A 25,064-nucleotide genomic window follows, 5' to 3' on the forward strand; every position below is an offset into this window, starting at 1 on the left:
ACCCACCGACCGGGTCATGGCGCCAGGTGGCGCACCATTCGTGCTATCTGATCACGATACGCGGTGAGGAACTCCGCGGAGTCCGGCTCGGCGGCCACGATCCGGCGGGCGATCTGGGGCAGCAGCGTGGGTGCGGCCGCCGCTCCGAACAGCGCGAGCATGACGTGCGCGGGGTCCAGGTCGGGGGCCAGCTCGCCGGCCGCCTGGCGCCGGCGTATCTCGGCGAGCTGCTCGACCAGGAAGTCGGGTTCGTCGGGCTGCTCGTCGACGGGCGGGGTGCCGCCGAGCGCCTCCCAGGCCATCAGTCGGGCCCACGAGCGGTGTTCCTCGGTGGCGATGACGTAGTCGGCGGCGACCTGGTCCAGCGGCCGGTCCGGGCGGCTGATGTCGGTCACGACCGCCCGCCATTTGCGCATCAGCGCCCGGTAGAGGCCGGCCTTGCCGTCGAAGTAGTACGAGATCAGCTGGGCGTTCACGCCGGCGCGCGCGGCGATCCGGCTCACCCGGGCGCCGGCGAAGCCGTGCTCGCCGAACTCCTCCACGGCCGCGCCCAGGATCCGCTCCCTGGTGCGCTCCGGGTCCCGGCGGCGCTGCGTCTCGTCGGGCGAGCGGCGCGAGCGGCGCGGGCGGCCGGTGTCGGTGTCGGTCTCGGGGCGGCGGGCTGGCACGGATGTCGATGCTAGCTCGTTCTCGGGCCGTTCAGTCGTCGCGATGACAGTTTCATCTAAACGATTGACAGAGTCATTCGTACGATTGATAGTTGTGGAGGCAACGGCGACGAGCGGTGAGGAGCGGTGTGATGCGAGTGATGATCATTGGTGGCGGGATCGGCGGGTTGTGCCTGGCGCACGGGCTGCGGGGCGCCGGCATCGACGTGGGGGTGTACGAGCGGACGCGGGCGCGCACCGACTGGCTGCAGGGCTATCGGATCCACATCAACCCGGACGGCTGCCGGGCGCTGCACCGGTGCCTGCCGGCGCGGGGGTGGGCGGCGTTCGACTCGACGGCCGGGGACGCGGGCGGCGGGTTCGGCTTCTACGACCGGCGGCTGCGGCGGCTGGCCCTGCTCGAACCGGAGATGCTCACCCCGGCGGCGGACGACCCGGTGGGGCGGCACCGTTCGGTGAGCCGGATGCGGCTGCGCGAGGTGCTGCTGGACGGGCTGGGGGAGGCGTTGCACGAGGGGCGGGAGTTCGTGCGGTACGAGCACACCGAGGACGGGCGGCTGCGCGCGCACTTCGCCGACGGGGGGACCGCGGTGGGGGACCTGCTGGTCGGCGCGGACGGGGCCAACTCTCGGGTGCGCCAGCAGTATTTGCCGGAGCTGCGGCGGTTCGACACGGGGGTGGTTGCGATCGCCGGGCGGTATCCGTTGACGGCGGAGAGCGAGGCGCGCCTGCCTGTCGAGCTGACCAGCGGTGCGGCGAGCATCCTGACGCCGAGGTCGGACTCGCTGTTCGCGGCCACCTGGCGTGGCGGTCCGAGGACGGGTGTCGGCAAAGCCGGCTCGGTGGACACCGGCGACTACGTGCTCTGGGGCTACTCCGCCGCGCGCTCGGCCTTCCCGCCGGACCTGCACGACCTGGACGGTGAGGCCCTCCGCGCCCTGGTGAGCGAGCGGATCGACGGCTGGGCCGACGCGCTGCGGATCCTGGTCACCGGCGCCGACCTGGCCTCGGTGAACGCGCTCGCGCTGAAGAGCATGCCGACGCTGCGGCCGTGGCCGTCCACCACCGTCACCCTGATCGGCGATGCCATCCACAACATGACGCCGATGGCCGGGATCGGCGCGAACACCGCGCTGCGTGACGCCGCCGTGCTCACCCGCGCGCTCACCGACGCCGGCCCCGACGACGTACTGGCCGCCGTCACCGCCTACGAAGAGCAGATGCGCGGCTACGCCAACCGCGCAATCGCCCAATCCCTGCGCAACGCCCGCCAGGCCGCGTCCGACGCCCGGCTGCCCCGCCTGGCGTTCGGCACCACGCTGAAGATCGCGCAGGCCGTCCCGCCGCTCAAGCGCGCCCTGTTCGCGGGCCTCGGCTCGTGAGGTCCCAGGGAAGCGGCGCGGCTACTTCCCCGAGTTGGCGGAGTCCACCGCTGAAGCAAGGCTGCCCCAGTCGAGTACCAAGTCGCCCGTCAGGCCCAAGCACGGCGCCGCGGCCATCGGGTCCGGGCTCGGCCCCGGCGCCAGGTCACCACAGGCCTGCGCCTTGGTCTTCGCGATGCTCTCGTCGAGCGCGTCGGCCGCCTTGAGAACGGCGCCGAACCTACCCGGGTCGGAACTCTGCTTGATCTGCTGACGCAGCCGTGCCGTTTGTTCACCGGCGGCCGCCAGCGCCTTCGCGCAGCCGGGCTTCGTCTTTGAAGCGCATGCCTCGAACGAGAAGGGATCGGGGTTCGGTGGTTGGGCGGCGGTCGCCGACGGTGTGCCGGCCGCGAGCGACAGCACGAGAACTATCGTCGCCAGCGCCCACACCCGTCCCATCACGCCCCCGCGTTCGCACCAGGCCATTTGCCTCGAAGTGTGGCACTTTCGCTCACACGTGTGGGGGTGTTCGGCACATTCCCGAGTCGGTTGGTCGAGGGTGCCTGAACGGCTCAGCCGGTCGCCTTGAGATCGCGGATCGCGGGCTCCCAGAGACCGTCGGCCACGGGGTACGGGGTGTAGAAGCTCATCCGGGTGAAGATGTCGCCGTACCGTTCGAGGAGGCGGGGCGCGACCTGGTCGGGCGGGGCCACCACGGCGAACGCGTCGAGCACCTCGTCGGTGATCCGCCGGCCCATCTCGTCCCACTCGCCGCGCTTGGACAGCCCGTTCAGCTCCGGTCCGAGCGTGTCCCAGCCGTGCAGCTCGAACACCGGCCAGTAGGACGGGGTGGAGCCGTAGAACGCGATCTGCTTGCGCACCGCGGCGTCCGCCTCCGCCATCTCGGCGTCGGAGGATCCGGTCACGATGAACGGCAGCCCGCTGACCTGGAAGCCGTCCAGGCCGTCGTGGCCGGCCGCCTTCCGGCCCTCGAGCAGCGCCGGCAGGGTGGCCTCGCGCAGGTAGCGCTCGGTGGTGAAGCCGTGCACGAAGAACCCGTCGGCGACCTCGCCGGCCACGCCGGTCATCCGAGGGCCAACGCCGGCCAGCAGGATCGGCGGGTTGCCGTGCGGGTTCGGCCCGGGGTCGAAGAACGGCGTCATCAGCGTGTGGGTGTAGTACTCACCGACGAAACGCAACCGCTCGCCGCTCTGCCAGGACGCCCAGATCGCGCGCACCGCGAGCAGGTACTCGCGCATCCGGGCGGCCGGGGCCGACCACGGCATGGAGAACCGCTTGGTGATGTGCGGCTTGATCTGCGAGCCGACGCCGAGGATGAACCGGCCGCCCGAGTACAGCTGCAGGTCGTTGGCCAGCACCGCCAGCGACATCGGGTTGCGCGCGAAGGCCAGCGCGATCGAGGTGCCGAGCTCGATCCGCTCGGTGCGGGTGGCGGCCACCGCGAGCGCCGGGAACGGGTCGTGCTTGACCTCGCTGAGCCAGGCGCCGTCGTAGCCCCGGCGCTCCGCCTCGGCGGCGGTGTCCCAGTCGCCGGGCTTGCCGTCCAGGATGAAGTCGATCTTCATGCACGCCCTCCACTCCAGGTCGTCGCCGCTGCACCCTAACCCGTCCCAGCGACATCTGCCGTCACACGTGTGCCGTTCATCCGGTGGCGGGACACGGTCGTCGAGTCTTATCGGACACACAGCTCCCCGGTTGTTGGCACACAGCGTGGATAGGGCAACCTGGTGCGGTCGGCGAGGCACTCGGTCGCGGATCGCGTGCGTACCACTACGGTGTGTGGCGAAGGAGGAGCTCGCAACGATGTCGGTCGGTCTCTCCGAGCACGCGACGGCGGTGCGCGAACGCACCAGCGAACCGAGCTCCGGCTCGGCGGCTGCGTCAGGAGCGGCGCCAGCACGGGACGGGCGGTCCAGGTCCCGGCGGCTCAACCAGATCGACGCGCTGCGGGTGCTCAGCTGCTTCTCGGTGGTGGCGGTGCACGCGCTGGGCAGCCCGTTCCCGATCGACAGCGTGGGGCTCGGGCAGACCAGCTACCTGCTGCACTACAGCCGGGAGATCTTCTTCTTCGTCTCCGCGCTGGTGCTGGTGCGCACGTACTACCCCAAGGCCGGCCCGGACGGGCGGCTGCCCGACGAGTCGGGTTTCCGGCGCAGGCGGCTGCGGCTGATCGGCATCCCGTACCTGCTGTGGACCACGCTGTACCTGGCGGTGTCGCTGTACCACACCCGGGGGTCCGAGCCGTTCGACCTGCTGCTCGACGACCTGCCGCTGCGCTGGCTGTACCTGGTGGTGACCGGCAACGGCAGCTACCACATGTACTTCCTGCTGGTCACGCTGCAGTTCACGCTGGCGTTCCCGCTGGTGCTGCGGCTGCTGCGGCGGACGAGGGGACACCACGGGCTGGTGCTGGCCGGCTCGGCGGCGCTCCAGGTCGCCACCCTGGCCTGCTACCACTGGGTGCTGCTGCCGGACAACGGCTGGCGCGGCCTGGTCGGGGACGCCAGCCTGCTCGCGTACCAGCTGTGGCTGGTCGGCGGCGCGGTCGTCGGGCTGCATCTGGAGCGCTGGCACGACTGGGTGGTCCGGCACCGGGCGCTGGTGCTCGGCGCGATCCCGGTGGCCGCCACCGTGCTGATGTGGACGTTCTGGGCGCAGCTGCCGAGCAGGGGCGGGCTCGGCGCCAGCAGCCCGCTGCAGCCGATCATGGTGTTGTGGTCGGTGGCCGCGCTCGGCGGGCTGTACCTGCTGGCCGTGTGGATCATGGAGCGGGGCGCGCCGGCGGTGCGGGCGATCTTCAGCTACGGCGCGCAGCTGTCCTTCGGCGTGTACCTGGCGCACCCGATGGTGCTGGACCTGGTGCTCGGGGTGTTCCGCCGGTTCGGGGTGTTCGTCCCGTCGGTGTGGGTCTCGCTGGCCGCGTTGTTCTTCACGGTGGTGCTCACGGTGGCGGTCTGCGCCGCGCTGCATCGCACCCCGCTGAGCACCGCGCTGATGGGCCGGGGCCGGCTGGACCCGGCGCGGGCGCCCCGGCTGCTCCCCTTCGGCGGCGGCCGGGTGCGGTCGCGCGCGGCGGGGCGGCTGCGGCTGGCCGCGGCTCCGGCGCTGCTGTTGGCGCTGAGCGGGCTCGCGGTGCTGCTGGTCGGCGGCGACCAGAGCGCGCCCCGGGAGGAGGACGACACCCTCCAGGCCAGCGAGCCGGCGCCGGTGCCGAACCCCGGCTGCGTGGCCGACATCGCCTCGGACAACTGTCCGTACCAGGCCCAGCCGGAGGCCTCCGCCGCCGAGCCCTCGCCCGGCCGCTGACGGTTCGCGGACCCGTGTGAGCTATCTGACAGCTCCGGTGGCTCGTTCGCGCCCCAGGGTTACCGTGAGGCGGCCGGGAGGTGACGCACGGGTTGACGATCGCCCCCGCCGGCCGGAGGTGGTGACGTGCGGGACGCGGTCATCGTGGAGGCGTTGCGCACGCCGGTGGGTACGCGCGACGGCAAGCTGTCCGGTATCCATCCGGTGGACCTGTCCGCGCACCTGCTGGAGGCACTGACCCAGCGCACCGGGATCGACCCCGCCGTGGTCGACGACGTGATCTGGGGCTGCGCGAGCGGGGACATCGCCCGCACCGCCGTGCTGGCCGCCGGCTGGCCGGAGTCCGTACCCGGCGTGACCGTCGACCAGCAGGCCGTGCACTTCGCCGCCGCCGGGCTGGTCGCCGGGCGGTACGACGTGGTGGTGGCCGGCGGCGTCGAGTCGGCCAGCCGGGTGGCGGACCCTTCCGGCCAGGACCTGTACGGCGAGCGATACGGCCACCGCTACCCGGGCCCGCCGCCGCACCGGGGCATCGCCGCCGAGCTGGTGGCCCAGCAGTGGGGCTTCTCCCGGACCCAGCTCGACGAGTTCAGCCTCGGCTCGCACGAGAAGGCCGCCGCCGCGCGCGACGGGGGCAGGTTCGGCTGCCAGCTCGCGCCGGTGGTGCTGCCCGACGGCACCTTGATGGACGCCGACGAGGGCATCCGCGAGGGCGGCACGCTGGACACGCTCGGCGCGCTGCGCACGGTGTTCCGCGCCGAGGACGACGGCGGGGTGATCACCGCCGGCAACGGCTCGCCGGCCGGCGACGGCGCCGCCGCGATGCTGATGACCACCGGCGAGCGGGCCGTCGAGCTGGGGCTGACGCCGATCGCCCGGGTGCACACCGCCGTGGCGGCCGGCGCCGACCCGGTGACGATGCTGACCGCGCCGATCCCGGCCACCGAGAAGACGCTGGCCCGAAGCGGCCTGAACCTGGGCCAGATCGGCGCGTTCGAGGTGGACGAGGCGTTCGCCCCGGTGCCGCTGGCCTGGCTCAAGGACATCGGCGCCGACGAGTCGCTGCTGAACCCGAACGGCGGCGCGATCGCACTGGGCCACCCGCTCGGCGCCGCCGGCGCCCGGCTGCTGGCCACGCTGGCCCATCACATGCGTGACCAGGACATCCGCTACGGCCTGGCGACCATGTCCGAGGGCGGCGGCCAGGCCAACGCGACCATCCTGGAGCTGCTGTGAGGCAGCCGCACGACGGTTTTCCTGGCGACCTGCGATAATGGAGACCAGGGCGCACCGTCGTGCGCCTTTCCCACGCTCCGAGCAGAAACTACGAGAAACGCCGCTGTGAGCACTGATGTCCTGCCCGTCACCGAGCCGAGCTTTCACGACCTAGGCCTGGACCCCACGCTGCTGGCCGACGTGGCCGCGCTGGGCTACCGGCACCCCACGCCCATCCAGGCCGAGGCCATCGGCCCGCTGACCGAGGGCCACGACCTGCTCGGCCAGGCCGCCACCGGCACCGGCAAGACCGCCGCGTTCATGCTGCCCATGCTGCAGCGGCTGGCCGAGCGCCGCGCCGCCGGCCGCGAGCCGGAGGACGGCGTGTTCGGGCTGGTCCTGGCGCCGACCCGGGAGCTGGCCATGCAGGTGTGCACGGCGGCCACCCGGTACGGCGAGGGCATGGGGGTGCGGACGCTGGCGGTGTACGGCGGCGCCCCGATCGGCCCGCAGCTGGGCGCGCTGCGCCGGGGCGTGGACGTGGTGGTGGCCACCCCCGGCCGGGCCATCGACCTGATCAACCGGGGCGGGCTGAAGCTGGACGCGCTCGAGGTCGCGGTGCTCGACGAGGCCGACGAGATGCTCGACATGGGCTTCGTCGAGGACATCGAGACGATCCTGGACGCCGCGCCGGCCACCCGCCAGACCGTGCTGTTCTCGGCCACCATGCCGCGCCGCATCGAGACGCTGGCGCAGACCTACCTGCGCGACCCGGTGACCGTCCGCATCGAGCGCGAGCCGGTCGCCGAGGGCGCGTCGCCGCTGGTCCGCCAGGCCGCCTACCTGGTGCCCCGGTCGCACACCACGGCCGCGCTGGGCCGGGTGCTGGAGCTGGAACGGCCCCGCTCGGCGATCGTGTTCTGCCGCACCCGCGCGGACGTGGACGCCGTCACCGAGACGCTGACCGGGCGCGGGCTGCGCGCCGAGGCGCTGCACGGCGGGCTGGACCAGGAGCAGCGCGCCCGGGTGGTGGAGCGGCTGCGCTCCGGGCGCACCGAGCTGCTGGTGGCCACCGACGTGGCCGCCCGGGGCCTGGACATCGACCTGCTGACCCACGTGGTCAACCACGACGTGCCGCAGACCCCGGAGGCCTACGTGCACCGGATCGGCCGGGTGGGCCGGGCCGGCCGGGAGGGCACCGCGATCACCCTGGTGCCGCCGTCCAAGCGGTACTCGCTGCGCGCCATCGAGCGGCTCACCGGCCAGCCGATCACGCTGGCCGCCGTGCCCTCGGTCGCCGAGCTGCGCGCCTCCCGGCTGGCCCGTACCCGCACCGAGCTGGTCGCCCGGCTGCTCGGTGTCGGCGTCGAACCGCCCGCCGAGTCGGCCGCGACGCCGGACTCCGGTGTGGACGACGTCCGCGCCATGGTGGCCGAGCTGGCCGAGCAGTTCGACCCGGTGGACGTCGCCGCCGCCGCGGTCGGGCTGGCCCAGGAGCAGGCCGGCGCGGCCGCCGACGAGGAGGACATCCCGCGCATCAGCCCGGACGCCGGCCCCCGAGGCGCCAAGGGCAACCCCCGTCGCGGTGCGCCGAGGGCCGAGCGTGGCCCCGGCCGTGGCCGGTCCGCCGCCGGCGGGCGCCCCAAGGCCGGCACCACCCGCCTGTTCGTGGCCGCCGGCCGGGCAGCCGGCGTCCGCCCGCAGGACATCGTCGGCGCGCTGGCCAACGAGTCGCGGCTGTCCGGCCGCGACATCGGCACCATCCAGATCCACGAGCGGCACGCCCTGGTCGAGGTGCCCGAGTCCGCCGCCGAGGACGTCCTCCGCGAGCTGCGCGGCTCCACCATGCTCAAGGGCCGCCGCGCCAACGTCCGCCGCGACCGCGCCCGTTGACACCCGTGAGTGGCTAGGGCCGCTATGGCGGCCCTAGCCACTCACGGGTTCTGACCTGCGCATATAGGCGGTCGCGCTGGCGGTGCCCCAGAAGTAGACGCCGAACGACACCACCGCGACCAACGCGGAGTCCCACGGGGCGGGCAGTACGCCAAGGCCGTCGAAGCTGCCGAGTATGGACACCAGGTACAGGAACGCGAGGTGCGCGAGCAGCCACCAGCCGCCGCGCAGCTCGCCGGCGCCCTGGCGCTGCCGGACCCAGGTGACCGCGTACCAGACCAGGCCGACGACCACGATCGGGATCGTCTTGAGCAGGTCCGACCAACCCACCCAGTAGATCACCAGGGCGCTGATCACGAACGCCGCCGGGCTGACCACCGCCATGCCGCGCAGCCGGTTCTCCGGGCCGGTCACCCCGGTGCGGCGGAACGCCAGCAGGCTCACCGAGCCGATCGAGAAGGTGAACACCGCGAGCGTGCCGGTGATCGAGACGATCTGGTGCCAGCTCGGCAGCGGCAGCAGGAACACGATGCCGATCACGAAGTTCGCCACCAGCGCCCTGGTCGGCACGCCCCAGCGCGGGCTGACCCGCACCAGCCACTGCGGGAAGAACCCGTTCTTGGCCAGCCCGAACGAGTTGCGCGCGTTGCACGCCGTGTAGCAGATCCCGGACCCGGACGGGGAGAGCATCGAGTCCGCGATCAACGTCCAGTACAGCCAGCTCATCCCGAGCAGCAGCGCGAGCTGGGCGAACGGCGAGTCGAAGTTCACCCCGTGCCAGCCACCGCCCAGCATCGAGGCGGGCACCGCGCCCAGGTACGCCACCTGCAGCCCCAGGTAGAGCACGATCGTCACCAGCAGCGTGGTGACCAGCGCGGCCGGGATGTGCTTGCGCGGGTTGCTGACCTCGCCGGACAGCTCGACGATGTTGCGGAACCCGGTGTAGGCGAACACCATGCCCGCGGTGGCGATCGTGCCCAGTGCCACCCCGTAGCCGTACGGCGCGAACCCGCCGTGCCCGCTGATGTTGCTCCCGTCGAACCCGGACGCGATCAGCAGCACCACCGTCGCGGTCGGGATCAGCACCTTGATCGCGGTGACGATGTTGTTCGTCCGCGCGAACATCTGTACCCCGAAGTAGTTGACCAGCACGAACACCACCATCAGCCCGATGGCCACCGCGATGCCCGGCCCGGTGAGCTGCTTGTCCTGATACAGGCCCGGGATGTACGAGCTGGCGTACTGCACCACGCCGGCCGCCTCGGTCGGCGGGTTGCCCAGGTAGCAGACCCACATGCTCCAGCCGACGATGCTCGCCGCCAGCCGCCCGTTGGTGTACAGCGGGTAGCGCACCAGCCCGCCGGACTCCGGGCGCGCGATGCCCAGCTCGGCGAACACCAGCGCCACCGCGAGCATCAGCAGCCCGCCGATCACCCAGGCGATCAGCGCGGCCGGGCCGGCGGACTGCGCGGCGTACATCGCGGAGAACAGCCAGCCCGACCCGATCACGCTGCCCAGCCCGGTGGCCACCAGCGACCAGTAACCGAGGGTCTTTCGCAGCTTCGCGTCTTCGACGTGTGCGGTGTCCAGGGTCGCGGTCATTTGTGCAGTGTGTTCCCGATCACCGTGGCTCGCAGTGCGGGGCACTAAGTTGCGGTGGTGATGACGTTGGACGGGCTGGTGCGGCCGGGCATGCGGGTGGCGGTGGCGGACGGGACGGGGACGCCGCGCGCGTTGTTCGCGGAGTTGAACCGGGTCGCGCAGACGCATGGTGACCTGCGGCTGCTGTTGGGGTGGATGCCGCATCCGGAGCCCGGGCTGGACGTCTCGCTGTTCGCCGACGCCCGCACGGTGATGTCCGGCTGGGGGTTGCGGTCCGCGGTGGCGGACGGGTTGGTGGAGCCGGTCCCGGCCCGGCTGTCCGCCGTGCCCGCGCTGCTGGCCGGGCCGCTGCGGCCGGACCTCGTGCTGGCCACGGTGGTCCGTGTGGAGGACGGGCTGCGGTTCTCCTCGGAGGTGTCCTGGCTGCGGGCGGCGGTGGGCGCGGGCGTGCCGGTGGCCGCCGTGGTCAGCCGCGGTGGGCCGCACGCCGATGCCGGGCCACCGCTGGCGGCGGACGCGGTGACCGTGCTGGGGGAGACGGACGACGCGCCTCGGGAGGTCACGTTCTCCTCGCCGAGCCCGGAGCACGAGCGGATCTGTGCGCACGCCGCCGAGCTGGTGCCCGAGGGCGCGCGGCTGCAGGTCGGGCCGGGGCAGCTCGGCGCGGCGATGCTGCGGGCGCTGAAGGTGCCGGTACGGATCGACTCCGGGCTGCTGCCCGAGCAGGTGGTCGACCTGGACGAGCGCGGCCTGCTGATCGGCGAGCCGATGGCGGCGTACCTGGTCGGCGGCGCGCGGCTGTACCGGTGGGCGGACGGGCGGCCGATCCTGCACGGGCTGGAGGTCACGCACGACCTCGGGCGGCTCTCCGGCGGTTCCGGTGCCGGCGAGCCGTTCGTGGCGTTCAACACGGCCATCGAGGTGGACGTGGACGGCCAGGTGAACGTGGAGGGCACCTCGTCGGCGATCGTGGGCGGGATCGGCGGCCACCCCGACTACACCGCGGCGGCCGCCCGCTCGGTCGGCGGCCTGAGCATCGTCGCGGTGCCGAGCACGCACCGGGGCCGTTCCACCCTGGTCCGCACCCTGTCCCGGCCGGTGACCACGCCGTCGCACGACGTGGACGTGGTGGTGACCGAGCGCGGCCACGCCGACCTGCGCGGCCTGACCCGCCGCGAGCGCTCCGCCGCGCTGCTCTCCCTGTGGGCGGCTCAGAACAGGCCGCTGTAGGCGTTGAGCGCGGGCTGGCCGCCGAGGTGGGCGTACAGCACCGTGGAGTCGCGCGCGATGTCGCCCCGGCGGACCAGGTCGATCAGCCCGGCCATCGACTTCCCCTCGTACACCGGGTCGATGATCATGCCTTCCAGGCGCGCGGTCAGGCGGATCGCGTCCAGTGTGGACTCGACCGGGATGCCGTAGGCGTCGCCGGCCCAGCCGTCCAGCACGGTGATCTCGTCCTCGCGCAGCTCGCGCCCCAGCCCGATCAGCTCGGCGGTGTTGCGGGCGATCTTCGCCACCTGGGCTCGGGTCTCGGCGAGCGTGGCCGAGGCGTCGATGCCGAGCACCCGGCGCGGCCGGTCCTGCCCGGCGAAGCCCGCGATCATGCCGGCGTGGGTGCTGCCGGTGACGCTGCACACCACCACGGTGTCGAAGAAGACGCCGAGCTCGCGCTCCTGCCGCTGCACCTCGTAGGCCCAGTTGGCGAACCCGAGCCCGCCCAGCGGATGGTCGGACGCCCCGGCCGGGATCGGGTACGGCGTGCCACCGGCCGCCCGCACGTCGTCCAGCGCCTGGTTCCAGCTCTGCTTGAAGCCGATCCCGAAACCGGCGTCCACCAGGCGCACGTCCGCCCCCATGATCCGGGACAGCAGGATGTTGCCGACCTTGTCGTTCACCGGGTCCGGCCAGTCCACCCAGCTCTCCTGCACGAGCACGGCCTTGAGCCCGAGCACGGCGGCCACCGCCGCCACCTGCCGGGTGTGGTTGGACTGCACGCCGCCGATGCTGACCAGCGTGTCCGCGCCCTTGGCCAGCGCGTCCGGAACCAGGTACTCCAGCTTGCGGACCTTGTTGCCGCCGTAGGCCAGCCCGCTGTTGCAGTCCTCCCGCTTGGCCCAGATCCTCGGCCCGCCGAGGTGGTCGCTGAGCCGGTTCAGCGGGTGCACCGGGCTGGGGCCGAACAGCAGCTCACAACGCTCGAACCTCTCCAGGGACATCGCTGGCACCTCCGGGGTTGGGTCGTTCACCCGAGACTAGGCTGGCGCGGTGATCAAGCGCTCGGGTCGCGGGCTGGTCGGCCCGGCCGGACTGCTGCTGGCGTTGCTCTGCTTCGGGCTGCCGTTCCTCACGGTCTCCTGCGAGTCGCCGGTCATGACCGTCACCGCCGACTACTCCGGCTGGGACCTCGCGTTCGGCGGCCAGCCGCACGTCGAGTCGACGGGGCCGAGCGACCAGCTCCAGGTGCGGGGGCCGGAGACGGAGCTGCCGTGGCAGCCGTTCGCGCTGTTCGCGGCCCTGGTCATCGTCGCCGGGATCGTGCTCACCCTGGCCCGGCCGCACCTGGCCAGGCTGACCGGCATCGTCACCGGATGCCTCGGCGCGCTGCTGCTGTTCGCCGCCGAGCGGATGGCGCGGGCCGCTGTCATCGGCGGGCTGAAGAAGGAGCACGTCGTCGTGCCCGGGACGCTCGACAAGCTGGTGGAGACCCGGTTCGGCTACTGGCTGGCGCTGCTGCTCCTGCTCGGCGTGGCCGCCTTCAACGCCGTCGAGCTGGCCCGCGACCGCCGTCCGCCCTCGTAGCGGAGGTCAGGGGGTGAGCAGGGCGGCCAGGGCCATGCGGCGCAGCAGGGCGGCGGCCTGGTCGGGGTCGGTGCGGGGGGCGCTGTGCGGGGTGGAGTTGAGCAGGCCGAACACGCCGTGCGCGGCGACCCTGGCGGCGGCCGGCTCCAGCCCGGGGTTGTGCCGGCGCAGGGCGTCCACCCAGATCTCGACGTAGGCGCGTTGCAGCGCGCGCACCCGGCGGTGCTCGTCGTCGGGCAGGTTGGCCAGGTCCCGGTCGTGCACGGTGATCAGCTCGGGCTCGCGCAACGAGAAGTCGAGCTGGAAGTCGACCAGCGCGGCGAGCAGCTCGGCGGGATCGGCGATCCGCTCGGCCAGCTCGGTGCCGCCGTCCAACAGCCGCTGGCTGATGCCCACCAGCATCCGTGCGAGCAGCGCCTCCTTGCTGGCGAAGTGCCGGTACAGCGCCGGCCCGCTGACGCCGACCGCGGCGCCCAGCTCGGCGATGCTCACCCCGTGGAACCCGTGCCGGGCGAACAGCCGCCCGGCCACCCGGAGGATCTGCTCCTTGCGCGGCGAGCTGTCCGCGACCGGCCCGGCGACCACCCGCCCACACTAGCCGTCGACGTTAACGAGCGCTAACGGCCGCCGAAGCCGTGAGTGGTTAGCGTTGTCATAGCAACGCTAACCACTCACGGGTGTCAGCGGTGCAGCGGCGTATGGCGGTCGGCGTCCGGGCCGTCGGCGTCCCAACCGGGGACGTGGGCCTCCGCGACGGGCTGGGCCTGGGCGGTCCAGCGGCGCAGGGACCGTTTGATCACGACCGGGTGGTCGAAGCAGGAGCTGACGTTCTCGCTGGTCAGGACGTCGTCAACGGGTCCGGAGCGCAGCGCGCGGCCGCCGGAGAGGAGCAGCGCGTGAGTGGTGCTGGCCGGCAGCTCCTCCAGGTGGTGGGTGACCAGCACGCTGGCCAGCGTGGGGTACTCCGCGCGCAGCGTGTCCACCGAGGTGAGCAGGCGCTCGCGGGCGGCCAGGTCCAGGCCGGTGCTCGGCTCGTCGAGCAGCAGCAGGTGCGGCTTCGGCATCAGCGCGCGGGCCACCAGGGTGCGGCCGCGCTCGCCGGCGGACAGCGTGGACAGCCCGGCGTTGCGCAGCCCGACCACCCCGAGCAGCTCCATCAGGTCGTCGGCGCGGCGCAGCTCGGACGCGGTGGGCTTCCAGCGCGGCACCCAGCCGTTGGTGCCGGTGGCGCCGGTGAGCACCGCCTGCTCCACGGTGAGCCGGATGTCCAGCGGCTGGCGGGGGTCGACGTGGCCGATCCAGCCGCGCAGCTCGCGCATGTCCACCCGGCCGAGCCGGAAGCCGAGCACCTCGACCCGCCCTCGCGTCGGGTGCGCGATCGCGCCGCACAGGCTGAGCAGCGTGCTCTTGCCGGCGCCGTTGGAGCCGAGCAGCGCCCAGTGCTCGCCCGCGTTCACGGTGAGCCGGATGCCGGCGAGGATCTCCCGCCCGTCCCGGACGAAGTCGACGTCCACGATGTCCAGGACGGGTTGCTGGGCCACGGTGCTCCTCACGGGATCAGGGTTGCTCTAACGGACCGACGTGCGGCGTTCCCGGCCGTGAACGACTCTGGAATCATCCGTGGCGGCCACCCGAACATCGTATGAGCGCGGCCGCGCCCGTCTTGTATGCGGCCGGTCACATGGGTAGAGGAGAGATGGCGGGCAACAGCCCGGACGCCGGACGCTCGGTGCTCAGCCGGGCGCTCGCCGTGCTCGGAGCGTTCACCTCCGAGCGGCCCGAGCACACCCTCGCCTCGATCGTGCAGGCCACCGGCCTGTCCTCGGCCACCGCGTACCGGCTGGTCGCCGAGCTGGTGGCGTGGGGCGCGCTGGAGCGGGTGGAGCGCGGCAGGTACCGGATCGGCATCCGTCTCTGGCGGGTCGGGTCGCTGGCCCCGGCCGCGCGCGACCTGCGCGACGCCGCGCTGCCGTTCCTGCAGGACCTGGCCACCGCGACCGGGCACTACGTGCACCTGGTGGTGGTGGACGGGCACCACGCGCTGTTCGTGGAGCGGCTGCCGGGGCGGATCGAGGCGAAGGTCCGCTCCCGGGTCGGCCGGCACATGCCGCTGCACGCCAGCGGGCCGGGGAAGGTGCTGCTGGCGCACTCGCCCGCCGCCTTCGTCGACGAGGTGGTGGGCAGGGGGCTGGTCAGGCTGGCGTCCGGCACCATCACCGACCGGGCGGCCCTGACCAGGGCGCTGGCCGACATCCGGACCACCGGCTACTGCGTGAGCCGCGACGAGATGACCGACGGGACGTCGTCGGTGGCCGCGCCCGTGTTCGGCCCGACCGGCGAGGCCGTCGCGGGCATCTCGGTGGTGCTCGGCACCGGTACCGAGAACCCGCAGCTGCTCGCGCCGGTGGTGCGGGTGACGGCGGCGGCGATCTCCCGCGCGCTGGGCGCACCTGCGGAACGTTTTCCGCTCAGTGGGAGGAACCGCTGACAGGACGCTGACCGGTACCGATACTCCGCGCACCAGAACGAGAGGGTTATTCACGCTCCTGGCACGAGGGCGGGCCGGAGGCTCGTCCGAGTGGCTGGATCGGCGGTTTGATCGCCGGAGGCGATTCGTGAATAACCCTCTCTGAGTTAAGAGAGGTGGAGCGGATGTCGGCGAGCTCAGCGGCGAGCCCGACAACGCCCGGTGAGCGCAACGCGAGCTGGGTGCTGCCCCTGTGCTGGTCGTCCGTCGCGCTGGAGGGCGCCGACCTGGTGGTGCTCGGCGTGGTGATGCCGTCGCTGCTGCGCTCGGACTGGGGGCTGAACCCGACCACCGGCGGGGTCATCGCCACCGTCGGGCTGCTCGGCGTGATGGCCGGCGCGCTCACCATCGGCCCGCTCACCGACGCGATCGGCCGCCGGCGCGGCATGCTGATCACCGTCACCGCGTTCTCCGTGCTCACCGTGCTGTGCGCGGCCGCGCCCGACCCGTGGACGTTCGGCGTGTTGCGGTTCCTGGCCGGCATCCCGCTGGGCGGGGTGTTGCCGGTCGCGCTCGCGCTGGTCAACGAGTACGCAAAGGGCGGCCGGGTCGGAAGTTCGACGACCACGCTGATGACCGGCTACCACGTCGGCGCGGTGCTGGTCTCGCTGCTGGGCATCGCGGTGATCCCGAGCCTGGGCTGGCGGCCGATGTTCGTGGTGCTGGCGATCCCGGCGCTGGTGCTCGTACCGCTGATCCTGCGCAGGCTGCCCGAGTCGACCTGGTACCTCAGCGCCCGCGACGGCGCGAGCGACGGCGGCAGCGGCTCGGCGGCGCGCAGCTCCATCGGGACGCTGTTCCAGCGCGGCTACCTGGGCGCCACGCTGGCGTTCTGGGTCACCTCGTTCATGGGGTTGCTGCTGGTCTACGGGCTGAACACGTGGCTGCCGGAGATCATGCGCTCGGCCGGGTACGAGCTGCGGGCCGGGCTGGCGCTGCTGCTGGTGCTCAACGTCGGCGCGGTGCTGGGCATGCTGCTGGCCGGGCGGGTCAGCGACCGGATCGGGCTGCGGCCGGCCACCATCTGGTGGTTCGTCGCCGCCATGGTGTTCCTGGCCCTGCTCACCATCCGGATGCCCGGCGTCGGGGTGTACGTGAGCGTGCTGCTGGCCGGCCTGTTCGTGTTCAGCGCGCAGGTGCTGGTGTACGCCTACATCGGGCGGCGCTACCCGACCTGGGCGCGCGGCACCGCGCTCGGCTCGGCCAGCGGGGTCGGGCGGCTGGGCGCGATCAGCGGCCCGCTGCTCGGCGGCGCGATGCTCTCCGCCGGCATCGCCTACCCGTGGGGCTTCTTCATGTTTGCGGCGGCCGCCGCGGTGGGCGCGGTGGCCACGTTCCTGGTGCCCGGTGCGGCCACCGACGGAATCGACACGACGCGGCCGACGACGTCCGCCACGGAGGAGGGATGAGATGCGGACGGTTCGGGACGCGACGCTGGACGTACTGCGCCACCGGGGCCTGACCACGATCTTCGCCAACCCGGGTTCGACCGAGGTGTCGTTCCTGACCGACCTGCCCGACGACTTCGAGTTCGTGCTGGCCCTGCACGAGGGCGCGGTGGTCGGCATCGCCACGGGCTGGGCGACCGCCCGCGAGCAGCCGGCGTTCGTGAACCTGCACACCACCGCCGGGCTGGGCAACGCGGTCGGCGCGCTGGCCACCGCCAGGGTGAACCGGGTGCCGCTGGTGGTGCTGGTCGGCCAGCAGGACCGCCGGCACCTGGCGTACCGGCCGTTCCTGACCGGCGACCTGGACGGGCTGGCCGGCAACTACCCGGTGTGGACCAGCCAGCCGGCGCGGGCCCAGGACGTGCCGGGCGCGCTGGCCAGGGCGTTCCACGAGGCGCGGATCGGGCGCGGCCCGGCGCTGGTGATCGTGCCCAGCGGGGACTGGGCGGAGCCGGCCGAGGACATCGAGATCCCGGCGCCGTCCGTGCTGCGCACCGCCTCGGTGCTGGACGACGAGGTGGCCGGCGAGCTGGTCGCGCTGGTTGGCGGGGCGAGCAAGCCGGCGCTGGTGGTGGGCGCGGACGCCGACCACTCCGACACCTGGGCGGCGCTGGTGGAGCTGGCCGAGCGGCTGGACTGCCCGGTGTGGCAGGAGGCGTTCTCCGCGCGCGCCGGGTTCCCGCAGAACCACCGCCTGTTCGCCGGGCACCTGCCGGCCGGGCGGGAGCGGCTGCGCCGCGCGCTGCGCGGGCACGACGTGGTGCTGGTGGTCGGCGCGCCGGTGTTCCGGCAGTACCTGTACGAGCCGGGTCCGCTGGTCGAGCCGGGCACCAGGGTGGCGGTGCTGACCGACGACATCGAGGACGCCCAGCAGAGCGCCGCCGAGCTGGCGGTGGTGGCCGACCTGGCCCCGGCCTGCCGGCTGCTGGTGGCGCGGGTGCCGGCGCGCGCTCCGTCCGAGCCGGCCCCGGTGCCGCCGTCGCCCCGGCCGGCGTCCGAGCCCAAGCCCGCCGGCGGGGTCGCGCTGCGGGCCGCGCACGTGATGGCCGCGCTGGCCGAGCGGATCCGGCCGGACACGGTGGTGGTGGAGGAGACCCCGTCCAGCCGTCCGGACCTGAACCGGCTGCTGCCCGCGCGCGAGCCGCTGGGCTACCTGAGCGCGGCCATGGGCGGGCTCGGGTTCGCGCTGCCGGCCGCGATCGGGGTGCGGATGGCGCAGCCGGACCGGCCGGTGGTCGCGGTGGTCGGCGACGGGTCGTCGATGTACGGCATTCAGGCGCTGTGGAGCGCGGCGCACTACTCCTGCGGCGTGCTGTTCGTGGTGCTGGCCAACGGCCGCTACGCGATCATGGACCGGCTGGCGGAGAAGCACGGCGGCAAGGCGCCGTGGCCGGCGTTCGAAGAGGTCAGCGTGTGCGCGCTGGCGCGCGGGCTGGGCTGCCCGGCGGAGCGGGTGGACAACTACTCCGACCTGGTCGCCACGCTGGACAAGGTGGTGCCGACGCTGCCGGGGCGGATCAACCCGCTGGTGCTGGAGGTCGGCGTGCGGCCGGACCCGACGTTCGAGCAGTAGTAGCGCGCGCGGGCCGCGTCGAGGGTTCCGACCAGCCGGTCGCGCAGCTCGGGCGGGTCGATGACCTCGGCGTCCGCGCCGAGGCGGAGCAGCTCGGGCAGTGCGTACTCGGTCGACTCGATCGGGATGGTGACCCGGCGCCAGCCGTCCGCTCCCGGCTCGCCCGCGGTGTTGCGGGCGGCCTTCGCGGCGGACGGTTCGAGCAGGCCGTCCAGGTCGTCGAACGCCGCCGGGGAGAGTCGCAGCGTGGCCCGCGCCCGGTACCGCCGCTGGTCGAACCGTTCCAGGTAGCCGCGCCAGTACCCGGCCAGGTCGAAGCCCTCGGCGCGCTCGAACCGTTCGTTCTCCTGCTGGACGTCGAGCAGTCGCGACATCCGGTACGTCCTCGGACCCTTGTCGCCGTCCGCGACCAGGTACCAGGTGCCGGCCTTGAGCACCAGGCCGTACGGCCGGATCGTGCGGCTGACCTCGTGCGGCCGCGCCCAGCGCAGGTAGCGCACCCGCAGCGCGCGCTGGTGCCACACCGCGTCCGCGACGGTGGCCAGGTGCGGCGTCTCGTCGTCGGCGCGGTACCAGGCGGGTGCGTCCAGGTGGAACCGTTCGGCGACCCGGCCGGCGCGCTCGCGCAGAGCCTCGGGCAGCGCGGCCATCAGCTTGAGCTGGGCGGCGGCGGCCGGGCCGGCCAGGCCGAGGTCGGCGGCAGCCGCCGGGAGCCCGGCCAGGAACAGCGAGTCGGCCTCGCCCTCGGTCAGCCCGGTCAGCCGGGTGCGGTAGCCGTCCAGCAGCCGGTAGCCGCCGTCGTGCCCCGGCTCGCCGTACACCGGCACCCCGGCCGCGCCGAGCGACTCGACGTCCCGGTACACGGTGCGCACCGACACCTCGAGCGCGTCGGCGAGCTGGCGGGCGGTGAGCCGGCCCCGGGTCTGCAACAGCAACAGGATGGACACCAGCCGGGTCGCCTTCATACCGGGCAGTGTGCGCGGGCACCCCGACAGAATCCGCTGACAGAAGATGTCAGGGGATCCCTCGTAGCGTCGCGCGCATGACAGACATCCAGGAGTTCGTGAAGCGCTACACAGCGGTCTGGAACGAGCCTTCCGCCGACGCCCGCCGGGCCGCCATAGCCGAGCTGTGGGCGCCGGACGGGGTGGAGCTGCTCGAGTCCGGCGAGCACCGTGGCCACCGCGAGCTGGAGGCCAGGGTCGCGCACGCCTACGAGGAGTTCGTCCGCGACGGAAAGTTCACGTTCGTACCCGAACCCGACGCCGCCGGCCATCACGACACGGTGACCTTCCGCGTCCGCATGATCCCCTCCGGCGGCGGCGACCCGGCCTGGCGCGGCGCCGTCGTCGCCCACCTCGACGCCGCCGGCCAGATCACCCGCGACTACCAGTTCGCACTGTCCTAGCTGGTCAGAACCCGTGAGTGGTTAGGGTCGCTATGACGGCCCTAACCGCTCACGGGTGGTGACCTGGGCTAATGCAGGGCGGAGCCGGACTGCCAGTGTGCCCAGTCCAGCTCCCAGTCGCCGTAGGTGTCGTAGACGGGCAGCGGCGGGCCGCCGGAGTTGGTGATCTCGACGACGTCGCCGGTGCCGAAGTGGTCGAAGAACCACTGGGCGTTGGCCGGGGCCAGGTTCACGCAGCCGTGCGAGACGTTGCTGGAGCCCTGCTGGCCGGTGGACCAGGGCGCGGAGTGCACGAACTCGCCGTCGTTGGAGATCCGCACGTCCAGGTCGACCTTCTCCTTGTAGTAGCCGGGCTGGCCCTCGCACACCCCGTACGTGCAGGAGTCCATGGTCATGGTGGGCATCTTCTCGGTCACGACGTGCGGGCCGATGTGCGACGGGTACTGCTTCGAGCCGAGGCTGATCGGCATGGTGTTCACCAGCGCGCCGTTGTGGAAGATCCGCATCTGCTCGGTGGCGCCGTCCGCCTTGGCGATCCAGGAGTCGTGCACCTGCAGCGTCTCCGAGCGGTTGGTCTGGCCGAACACGCCCTTGCCCAGGTCGACGCCGAACATGTTCGCGGTCACCGTCACGGTGCTGCCCGGCTGCCAGTAGGCCTTCGGCCGGTAGTGCGCCTCCGACGCCGAGATCCAGTACCAGCCGCCCTGCTGCGGCGGGTTGGACGTCACGGTCATGGCGCGCTCGGCGGCGGCCTTGTCGGTCACCGGGTGATCGAACTTGACCACCACGGGCTGGCCAACGCCGACGCCGTTGTGGCTGGGCACCGGGACGAACGACGGGAACGCCAGCGCGCCCGGCTTGATCGTGTTGACGGTGCCGTTCTGGTGGAACACCCGCCCGTCGGCGCCGACAGCGGTCGCGGCGACCTGGTAGCTGTCCGCGTAGCTCAGCGGCGCGGTGGAGTGCCAGGACGCCGCGCCCGCCGCGATCTCGCCGGCCAGCTTCTTGCCGGTCTTGGTGTCCGTCACGTCGACGGCCCGCAGCGTGCCGTGCGACACCTCGACGCCCAGGGGCACGGAGGGGTTGACGGCGGTGCCGGCGGCCGGGCTGATGGCGATCTCGGCGGGGGGTACGGGCGGAGGCGGTGGCGCGGCGACCGACCGGATCGCGGCCGGCCCCTCGGTGGCGGTGATCAGCGCGAGCGCCGCCACGACCGCCGTGGCCAGCCCGAGCGCGATCGTCGCCCGCCCTCGGTTGTGCTCGGACGCCTTGAAGGCCCCGCTCGCGCCCCTCATCCCCCCATTTTCGCCCCCCTCGACACCCGCACCCGCCACCGGGGTCCCCTCCGCGAGTCGGGCGTCCCAGCACCCTGAGTCGGGCGTTTCGGCACACCGCTGATGTGCTGAAACGCGCGACTCACTGTGCCAGGACGCCCGACTCGCGGGCGGTGGGTGCGGGCGTTAGGTGCGGTGGACGTCGTCCAGGGCGCGGCGCATGGCGTCGGTCATCTGGTCGAGCTGGGACTCGGTCGCGGTGAGCGGGGGTGAGAAGCCCAGGGAGGAGAGCATGGGGCGGACCAGTTGGCCGTGGGCGCGGGCGGCGTCGCCGATCACGGTGGGCAGGCCGGGGGTGGCGGCCAGCCGGTCGGGGTCGACCTCGATCGCGCCGAGGAAGCCGACGCCGCCTCGGACCTGGTGGACCAGCGGGTGGTCGGCCAGCGACTCCAGGCGCTCCAGCAGGACGCCTTCGAGCTCCTTGGAGCGTTCCAGCAGGCCCTCGCGTTCCATCAGGGCGATGTTGGCCAGCGCGGCGGCGCAGGCGACCGGGTGGCCGGCGTACGTCGGGCCGTGGCGCAGGGTCGGCCCGCCCGGGCGGTCCCAGAACGGGGCGGCCACCGTGCCGGACGCCAGCACGCCGCCGAGCGGCTGGTAACCGCTGGTCACGCCCTTGGCGAACACCACGAGGTCGGGCCGGATGCCGAACCGCTCGATGCCGAACCAGTTGCCCAGCCGGCCGAACCCGCAGATCACCGCGTCGGCCACGAACAGCACGCCGTGCCGCTGGCAGATCTCCGCGACCGCCTCCAGGTAGCCGGGCGCCGGCGTGATCACCCCGCCGGCGCCCTGCACCGGCTCGGCGAAGTACGCGGCCACCCGCTCCGGGCCGACGTCCGCGAGCGCCTTCTCCACCGCGGTCGGGTCGTTCTGCTCCACCTGCAGCACGTCCGGGACGAACGGGCCGCCGATCCGGTTCGCCGGGATGCCGCCGAGCGCGGTGCCCATCCCGTGGGTGCCGTGGTAGCCGCCGCTGCGGGAGAGCAGGACGGTGCGCTCCGGCTCGCCGGTGGCCGCGAAGTAGGCCCTGGCGATCTTGCCGGCGGTGTCGATCGAGTCACCGCCGCCGCTGGTCAGGAACACCTTGGCGGCGTCCATCGGGGCGCGCGCGGACAGCTCCTCCGCCACCCGCAGCGCCGGCTCGTTCGCCAGGTCGGCGAAGATCTGGTACGCCTCCAGCTTGTCCAGCTGCGCGGCGATCGCGTCGATGATCTCGCGGCGGCCGTGCCCGACGTTGGAGTACCAGAGCGCGGCGGTGGCGTCGAAGTAGCGGTTGCCGGCGTCGTCCCAGAGCCAGACGTCCTCGCCCCTGGTGATGGTCAGCCGGCGCTCGCGCACCTTGTTCATCGCGGCGAACGGGTGCCAGAGCGGGTTCTCGGAGCTCACCGGGCCTCCTCGCGTGGGGTGGGGGTTGAACCGACGGTAGCCCTGGGTCGCGGCGGCCGGACATGATGGATTCCGAAACGACGCTGCTCAGGAGTAGTGGATTTCTCCAACGCGAGGAGGTGGCGGGTGATCCTGCAGGACGTGCTGGCCCAGCGCGAGTTCGGGCTGCGCCCGCTGGTGCGCGGCCCACGGTCGGCGCGGCGCGCGGTGCTCGGCGCGCACCCCATCGAGGCGGGCAACCCGTCGCGCTGGGTGCCGCCGAGGTGGATCGTGCTGACCACCGGGCTGCGGCTGTGGCGGGACGTGGCGGCGCAGCGCGAGCTGGTCGCCGAGCTGGCCGAGGGCGGGGTGGCCGCGCTCGGCTTCGGCACCGGGATCGTGTTCGACACGGTGCCGGCCGCGCTGCTGGACGAGGCCCGCCGCCGCGAGTTCCCGGTGTTCGAGGTGCCCGAGCGCACGCCGTTCCGGGAGATCGTCAGGATGGTCGACGCCGCGCTGCTCGGGCAGGACCTGCAGACCTTCCGGCGGTCCGCGTCGATCACCGACAGCCTGGTCGCGGCGCTCGGCGAGCCGGACCCGGAGACCACGCTGGTGGCCAGGCTGGCCAGGGCGCTGCGCTGCGAGACCTCGCTGCACCGCGCGGACGGCACCGTGCTGTTCACCTCGGGCCAGCCGGCCGGGGCGGGGCGGCGGTGGCGGCGGTTGCGCGAGCTGCCGCTGGCCGGGCCGCCGGTGGAGGTGATCGACGCGGACGGCCTGTTCGCCACCGCCGTGGAGGTGGACGGGGCGATCACGTCGTGGCTGGTGGTGGAGGTGTCGCGGGGTTCGCTGGCGGTTCCGCTGATCCTGCGCGCGCTGACCGTGGCGTGCCGGCTGCTGGAGGGCCTCGGCGCGGTGCGCGATCGCGAGCGGGCCCAGCGGCGGGTGGCGCGCGCGGAGTTGCTGCGGCGGGTGCTGGCGCTGCCGGACGCCGGGCACGAGCGGGAGGCCGACGAGCTGCGGGATCGGGCCCGGGCGTTGGGCGTGGGCGTCGACGAGCCGGGGCGGGTGCTCGCGGTCGGGTTTCCGGCGTCCGATCAGGAGCCGGCACCCCCCGCGGTCGAGGCGGCGGAGCGGCTGCTGGCCCGGCATCGGCTGCCGCACCTGCTCGCCGTGGTGTCCGGCCGGCTGGCGGTGTGGCTGCCGGCCGGTGCCGATCACGGCGAGCTGGCCGGCGAGCTGCTGGCCGCCACCGGGGGCACGGCGGCCGGCGTGGGCCGGGAGGCGGCCGGGGTGCACGGGGTGCGCGCCTCCGGGGCGGACGCCACGCTCGCGCTGGCCGGGTCCGCGCTGGGATCCGGGCCGCCGGTGGTCTGGTACGACCAGCTCGGGCTGCTGGAGTGGCTGGCGCTCGCGGTCGGGCCGGACCGGGTGCGGGAGCGGGCCGCCGCCGTGCTGGCCCCGCTGGACGGGCACCAGTTCCTGATCGACACCCTGCGCGAGTACCTGCGCTGCTCGCTGTCCGTGCCCGCCACCGCCCGCGCCCTGCACGTGCACGAGAACAGCGTCCGCCACCGCCTCAACCGCGCGCGCACCCTGCTCGCCCGCGACCTGCACGCCGCCCCGACCCTGGCCGACCTGCACCTGGCCCTTCTGCTCAGCGCGGGCGCCGGGCGGAGTGGACGGTCTTGACGGCCAGGACGAACAGGTCGGGGCGGCGGTCGACGCCCGCGGGGTCGGACGGGTCGAGCAGGCGGTCCAGGGTGGCCAGGTCGTCGGCGTCCAGGGTCTCGGCGGCCATGCCCCGGCGCCGCTCCAGCGACCGCCGCACCCACAGCCGCGGCCCGTCGGCCAGCGGCGCCGGCAGGTCGACAAGGAACGACCGGCTGCGCGCGTCGGTGAGGCCGGCCGCGGTCAGCATGGCGGGCCAGTCCTCGACCACCCGCACCGAGCCGGGCAGCTCGTCGCGCATCCGGTTGAACCGCTCGGTGGTGGCCGCCTCCAGCCGGGCCGCCAGCCCCGGGCGGCCGAAGCCGACGTCACGGGGCAGCCAGCAGGCCGGCAGCCCGCCCTCCACGATGGCCAGCACGCCGCCGGGTTCGAGCAGCCCGGCCAGCCGGCGCAGCGCGTCCTGCTGGTCGCCGACGTGGTGCACCACCTGCCCGGACCACACCAGGTCGGCGGTGCCCAGGCCGTCCAGCCCCTCCGGGAAGGTGGCCACCCTGGTGCGCAGCCGGACGCCGAGCCGCCGGGCCCGTCGGCCGGCGCGGTCGAGCAGCTCGGCGGACCCGTCCACGGCGGTGACCTCGGCCTTGTCGAACATCGTCGCCAGCAGGCAGGCGGCCACCCCCGGGCCGCTGCCGACGTCCAGCACCCGCCGGGGGTTCAGCTCGCCCAGGTCGGCGAAGGCCTGTTCCAGGTAGGACAGCTGGGTCTCGCCCTCCAGCTCCAGCAGGTCGGCCATCGCGGCCCAGTCGATCTCGGAGTCCATGCCGACCACCCTGCTCCCCGGCGGCCCGAATCGCGAAGGGTTGTTGCCGATCC

At 73.4% G+C, this 25,064-nt stretch carries 22 protein-coding genes; 11 read left to right on the forward strand and 11 right to left on the reverse strand.

The features are described 5' to 3' along the window. Positions 1-14: 14 nt before the first annotated feature. Positions 15-668 (reverse strand): TetR/AcrR family transcriptional regulator, encoded by a 654-nt coding sequence (locus tag N912_RS58530; RefSeq protein ID WP_037069857.1) that lies wholly within the window; start codon positions 666-668, stop codon positions 15-17. 131 nt (positions 669-799) lie between these two features. On the opposite strand from N912_RS58530, the gene N912_RS0144290 reads away from it, so the two are divergent. Then, a complete protein-coding gene (locus N912_RS0144290) occupies positions 800-2,050 on the forward strand; it encodes an FAD-dependent oxidoreductase (protein ID WP_028927505.1) in 1,251 nt (416 codons plus the stop codon). Positions 2,051-2,071: 21 nt separating this feature from the next. Here N912_RS0144290 and N912_RS0144295 read toward each other — a convergent pair whose 3' ends face one another. Together N912_RS0144295 and N912_RS0144300 are read right to left on the reverse strand one after the other, a co-directional pair. Next, positions 2,072-2,452, reverse strand: a complete 381-nt coding sequence (locus N912_RS0144295; protein WP_156994381.1) for a hypothetical protein — start codon at positions 2,450-2,452, stop codon at positions 2,072-2,074. A 149-nt stretch (positions 2,453-2,601) separates the two neighbouring features. After that, complete coding sequence (locus tag N912_RS0144300; RefSeq protein WP_028927507.1) at positions 2,602-3,615, reverse strand: TIGR03617 family F420-dependent LLM class oxidoreductase; 1,014 nt, start codon at positions 3,613-3,615, stop codon at positions 2,602-2,604. Between the two features lie 238 nt (positions 3,616-3,853). On the opposite strand from N912_RS0144300, the gene N912_RS0144305 reads away from it, so the two are divergent. From N912_RS0144305 to N912_RS0144315, 3 genes are all read left to right on the forward strand, one after another. Further along, positions 3,854-5,356: an acyltransferase gene (locus tag N912_RS0144305; RefSeq protein WP_169748060.1), complete on the forward strand. Its 1,503-nt coding sequence runs from the start codon at positions 3,854-3,856 to the stop codon at positions 5,354-5,356. 126 nt (positions 5,357-5,482) lie between these two features. Next, complete coding sequence (locus N912_RS0144310; protein ID WP_028927509.1) at positions 5,483-6,592, forward strand: thiolase family protein; 1,110 nt, start codon at positions 5,483-5,485, stop codon at positions 6,590-6,592. A gap of 105 nt (positions 6,593-6,697) precedes the next feature. Continuing rightward, positions 6,698-8,464: a DEAD/DEAH box helicase gene (locus N912_RS0144315; protein WP_028927510.1), complete on the forward strand. Its 1,767-nt coding sequence runs from the start codon at positions 6,698-6,700 to the stop codon at positions 8,462-8,464. 33 nt (positions 8,465-8,497) lie between these two features. Here N912_RS0144315 and N912_RS58535 read toward each other — a convergent pair whose 3' ends face one another. Continuing rightward, positions 8,498-10,066, reverse strand: coding sequence for an APC family permease (locus N912_RS58535; protein WP_037069863.1), 1,569 nt, complete (start codon positions 10,064-10,066; stop codon positions 8,498-8,500). A gap of 60 nt (positions 10,067-10,126) precedes the next feature. Here N912_RS58535 and N912_RS0144325 point away from each other — a divergent pair, with 60 nt between their 5' ends. Beyond that, positions 10,127-11,296 carry an acetyl-CoA hydrolase/transferase C-terminal domain-containing protein gene (locus N912_RS0144325; protein ID WP_037069906.1) on the forward strand — a complete coding sequence of 390 codons (1,170 nt, stop codon included), beginning with the start codon at positions 10,127-10,129 and terminating at the stop codon, positions 11,294-11,296. Here the strand turns inward: N912_RS0144325 and N912_RS0144330 are convergent. Continuing rightward, the gene (locus N912_RS0144330; protein ID WP_028927512.1) at positions 11,278-12,282 is read right to left on the reverse strand and encodes a 1-aminocyclopropane-1-carboxylate deaminase; all 1,005 of its coding nucleotides are present in this window, start codon (positions 12,280-12,282) and stop codon (positions 11,278-11,280) included. The two genes, N912_RS0144325 and N912_RS0144330, sit on opposite strands and share 19 nt — an antisense overlap. A 49-nt stretch (positions 12,283-12,331) precedes the next feature. Here N912_RS0144330 and N912_RS0144335 point away from each other — a divergent pair, with 49 nt between their 5' ends. After that, on the forward strand, positions 12,332-12,865 hold the full coding sequence (locus N912_RS0144335; RefSeq protein ID WP_028927513.1) for a hypothetical protein: 534 nt from the start codon (positions 12,332-12,334) through the stop codon (positions 12,863-12,865). 6 nt (positions 12,866-12,871) lie between these two features. Here the strand turns inward: N912_RS0144335 and N912_RS0144340 are convergent, their stop codons facing one another. Together N912_RS0144340 and N912_RS58540 are read right to left on the reverse strand one after the other, a co-directional pair. Further along, positions 12,872-13,450: an SACE_7040 family transcriptional regulator gene (locus N912_RS0144340; RefSeq protein WP_028927514.1), complete on the reverse strand. Its 579-nt coding sequence runs from the start codon at positions 13,448-13,450 to the stop codon at positions 12,872-12,874. Positions 13,451-13,545: 95 nt separating this feature from the next. Continuing rightward, the gene (locus tag N912_RS58540; protein WP_064745557.1) at positions 13,546-14,418 is read right to left on the reverse strand and encodes an ABC transporter ATP-binding protein; all 873 of its coding nucleotides are present in this window, start codon (positions 14,416-14,418) and stop codon (positions 13,546-13,548) included. 143 nt (positions 14,419-14,561) lie between these two features. On the opposite strand from N912_RS58540, the gene N912_RS58545 reads away from it, so the two are divergent. The 3 genes from N912_RS58545 (at position 14,562) to mdlC (ending at position 18,413) form a co-directional block, all read left to right on the forward strand. Beyond that, entirely contained in the window at positions 14,562-15,353 is a 792-nt protein-coding gene (locus tag N912_RS58545; protein WP_037069864.1) for an IclR family transcriptional regulator, read from the forward strand. 164 nt (positions 15,354-15,517) lie between these two features. Further along, positions 15,518-16,801: an MFS transporter gene (locus N912_RS0144355; RefSeq protein ID WP_037069910.1), complete on the forward strand. Its 1,284-nt coding sequence runs from the start codon at positions 15,518-15,520 to the stop codon at positions 16,799-16,801. 1 nt (position 16,802) lies between these two features. Next, positions 16,803-18,413 carry a benzoylformate decarboxylase gene (gene mdlC / locus N912_RS0144360; protein WP_028927516.1) on the forward strand — a complete coding sequence of 537 codons (1,611 nt, stop codon included), beginning with the start codon at positions 16,803-16,805 and terminating at the stop codon, positions 18,411-18,413. On the opposite strand, the gene N912_RS58550 is transcribed toward mdlC, so the two are convergent. Beyond that, positions 18,302-19,378 (reverse strand): helix-turn-helix transcriptional regulator, encoded by a 1,077-nt coding sequence (locus N912_RS58550; protein WP_064745558.1) that lies wholly within the window; start codon positions 19,376-19,378, stop codon positions 18,302-18,304. The two genes, mdlC and N912_RS58550, sit on opposite strands and share 112 nt — an antisense overlap. Before the next feature lie 77 nt (positions 19,379-19,455). Here N912_RS58550 and N912_RS0144370 point away from each other — a divergent pair, with 77 nt between their 5' ends. Then, the gene (locus tag N912_RS0144370) at positions 19,456-19,821 is read left to right on the forward strand and encodes a nuclear transport factor 2 family protein (protein ID WP_028927517.1); all 366 of its coding nucleotides are present in this window, start codon (positions 19,456-19,458) and stop codon (positions 19,819-19,821) included. A 68-nt stretch (positions 19,822-19,889) separates the two neighbouring features. Here the strand turns inward: N912_RS0144370 and N912_RS58555 are convergent, their stop codons facing one another. Together N912_RS58555 and N912_RS0144380 are read right to left on the reverse strand one after the other, a co-directional pair. Beyond that, on the reverse strand, positions 19,890-21,116 hold the full coding sequence (locus N912_RS58555) for a L,D-transpeptidase (protein ID WP_084211885.1): 1,227 nt from the start codon (positions 21,114-21,116) through the stop codon (positions 19,890-19,892). A gap of 165 nt (positions 21,117-21,281) precedes the next feature. Beyond that, positions 21,282-22,541: an aminotransferase class III-fold pyridoxal phosphate-dependent enzyme gene (locus N912_RS0144380; protein WP_028927518.1), complete on the reverse strand. Its 1,260-nt coding sequence runs from the start codon at positions 22,539-22,541 to the stop codon at positions 21,282-21,284. 126 nt (positions 22,542-22,667) lie between these two features. On the opposite strand from N912_RS0144380, the gene N912_RS66675 reads away from it, so the two are divergent. Then, positions 22,668-24,212: a PucR family transcriptional regulator gene (locus N912_RS66675; protein WP_028927519.1), complete on the forward strand. Its 1,545-nt coding sequence runs from the start codon at positions 22,668-22,670 to the stop codon at positions 24,210-24,212. Here the strand turns inward: N912_RS66675 and N912_RS0144390 are convergent. Beyond that, on the reverse strand, positions 24,178-25,011 hold the full coding sequence (locus N912_RS0144390) for a class I SAM-dependent methyltransferase (RefSeq protein ID WP_028927520.1): 834 nt from the start codon (positions 25,009-25,011) through the stop codon (positions 24,178-24,180). The genes N912_RS66675 and N912_RS0144390 overlap by 35 nt on opposite strands. Between the last annotated feature and the right edge of the window lie 53 nt (positions 25,012-25,064).

It is taken from the genome of Actinospineispora acaciae DSM 45401, assembly GCF_000620785.1.
Taxonomy (GTDB): Bacteria; Actinomycetota; Actinomycetes; order Mycobacteriales; family Pseudonocardiaceae; genus Pseudonocardia; species Pseudonocardia acaciae.

What these genes read in the sequence shown, in the direction of transcription:
- N912_RS0144290 (WP_028927505.1), top strand. Translation starts at nt 800, where the DNA reads ATGCGAGTGATGATCATTGGTGGCGGGATCGGCGGGTTGTGCCTGGCG.
- N912_RS0144300 (WP_028927507.1), bottom strand. Translation starts at nt 3,615, where the DNA reads ATGAAGATCGACTTCATCCTGGACGGCAAGCCCGGCGACTGGGACACC.
- N912_RS0144305 (WP_169748060.1), top strand. Translation starts at nt 3,854, where the DNA reads ATGTCGGTCGGTCTCTCCGAGCACGCGACGGCGGTGCGCGAACGCACC.
- N912_RS58535 (WP_037069863.1), bottom strand. Translation starts at nt 10,066, where the DNA reads ATGACCGCGACCCTGGACACCGCACACGTCGAAGACGCGAAGCTGCGA.
- N912_RS0144325 (WP_037069906.1), top strand. Translation starts at nt 10,127, where the DNA reads ATGACGTTGGACGGGCTGGTGCGGCCGGGCATGCGGGTGGCGGTGGCG.
- N912_RS0144330 (WP_028927512.1), bottom strand. Translation starts at nt 12,282, where the DNA reads ATGTCCCTGGAGAGGTTCGAGCGTTGTGAGCTGCTGTTCGGCCCCAGC.
- N912_RS58545 (WP_037069864.1), top strand. Translation starts at nt 14,562, where the DNA reads ATGGCGGGCAACAGCCCGGACGCCGGACGCTCGGTGCTCAGCCGGGCG.
- N912_RS0144355 (WP_037069910.1), top strand. Translation starts at nt 15,518, where the DNA reads ATGTCGGCGAGCTCAGCGGCGAGCCCGACAACGCCCGGTGAGCGCAAC.
- mdlC (WP_028927516.1), top strand. Translation starts at nt 16,803, where the DNA reads ATGCGGACGGTTCGGGACGCGACGCTGGACGTACTGCGCCACCGGGGC.
- N912_RS58550 (WP_064745558.1), bottom strand. Translation starts at nt 19,378, where the DNA reads ATGAAGGCGACCCGGCTGGTGTCCATCCTGTTGCTGTTGCAGACCCGG.
- N912_RS0144370 (WP_028927517.1), top strand. Translation starts at nt 19,456, where the DNA reads ATGACAGACATCCAGGAGTTCGTGAAGCGCTACACAGCGGTCTGGAAC.
- N912_RS58555 (WP_084211885.1), bottom strand. Translation starts at nt 21,116, where the DNA reads ATGAGGGGCGCGAGCGGGGCCTTCAAGGCGTCCGAGCACAACCGAGGG.
- N912_RS0144390 (WP_028927520.1), bottom strand. Translation starts at nt 25,011, where the DNA reads ATGGACTCCGAGATCGACTGGGCCGCGATGGCCGACCTGCTGGAGCTG.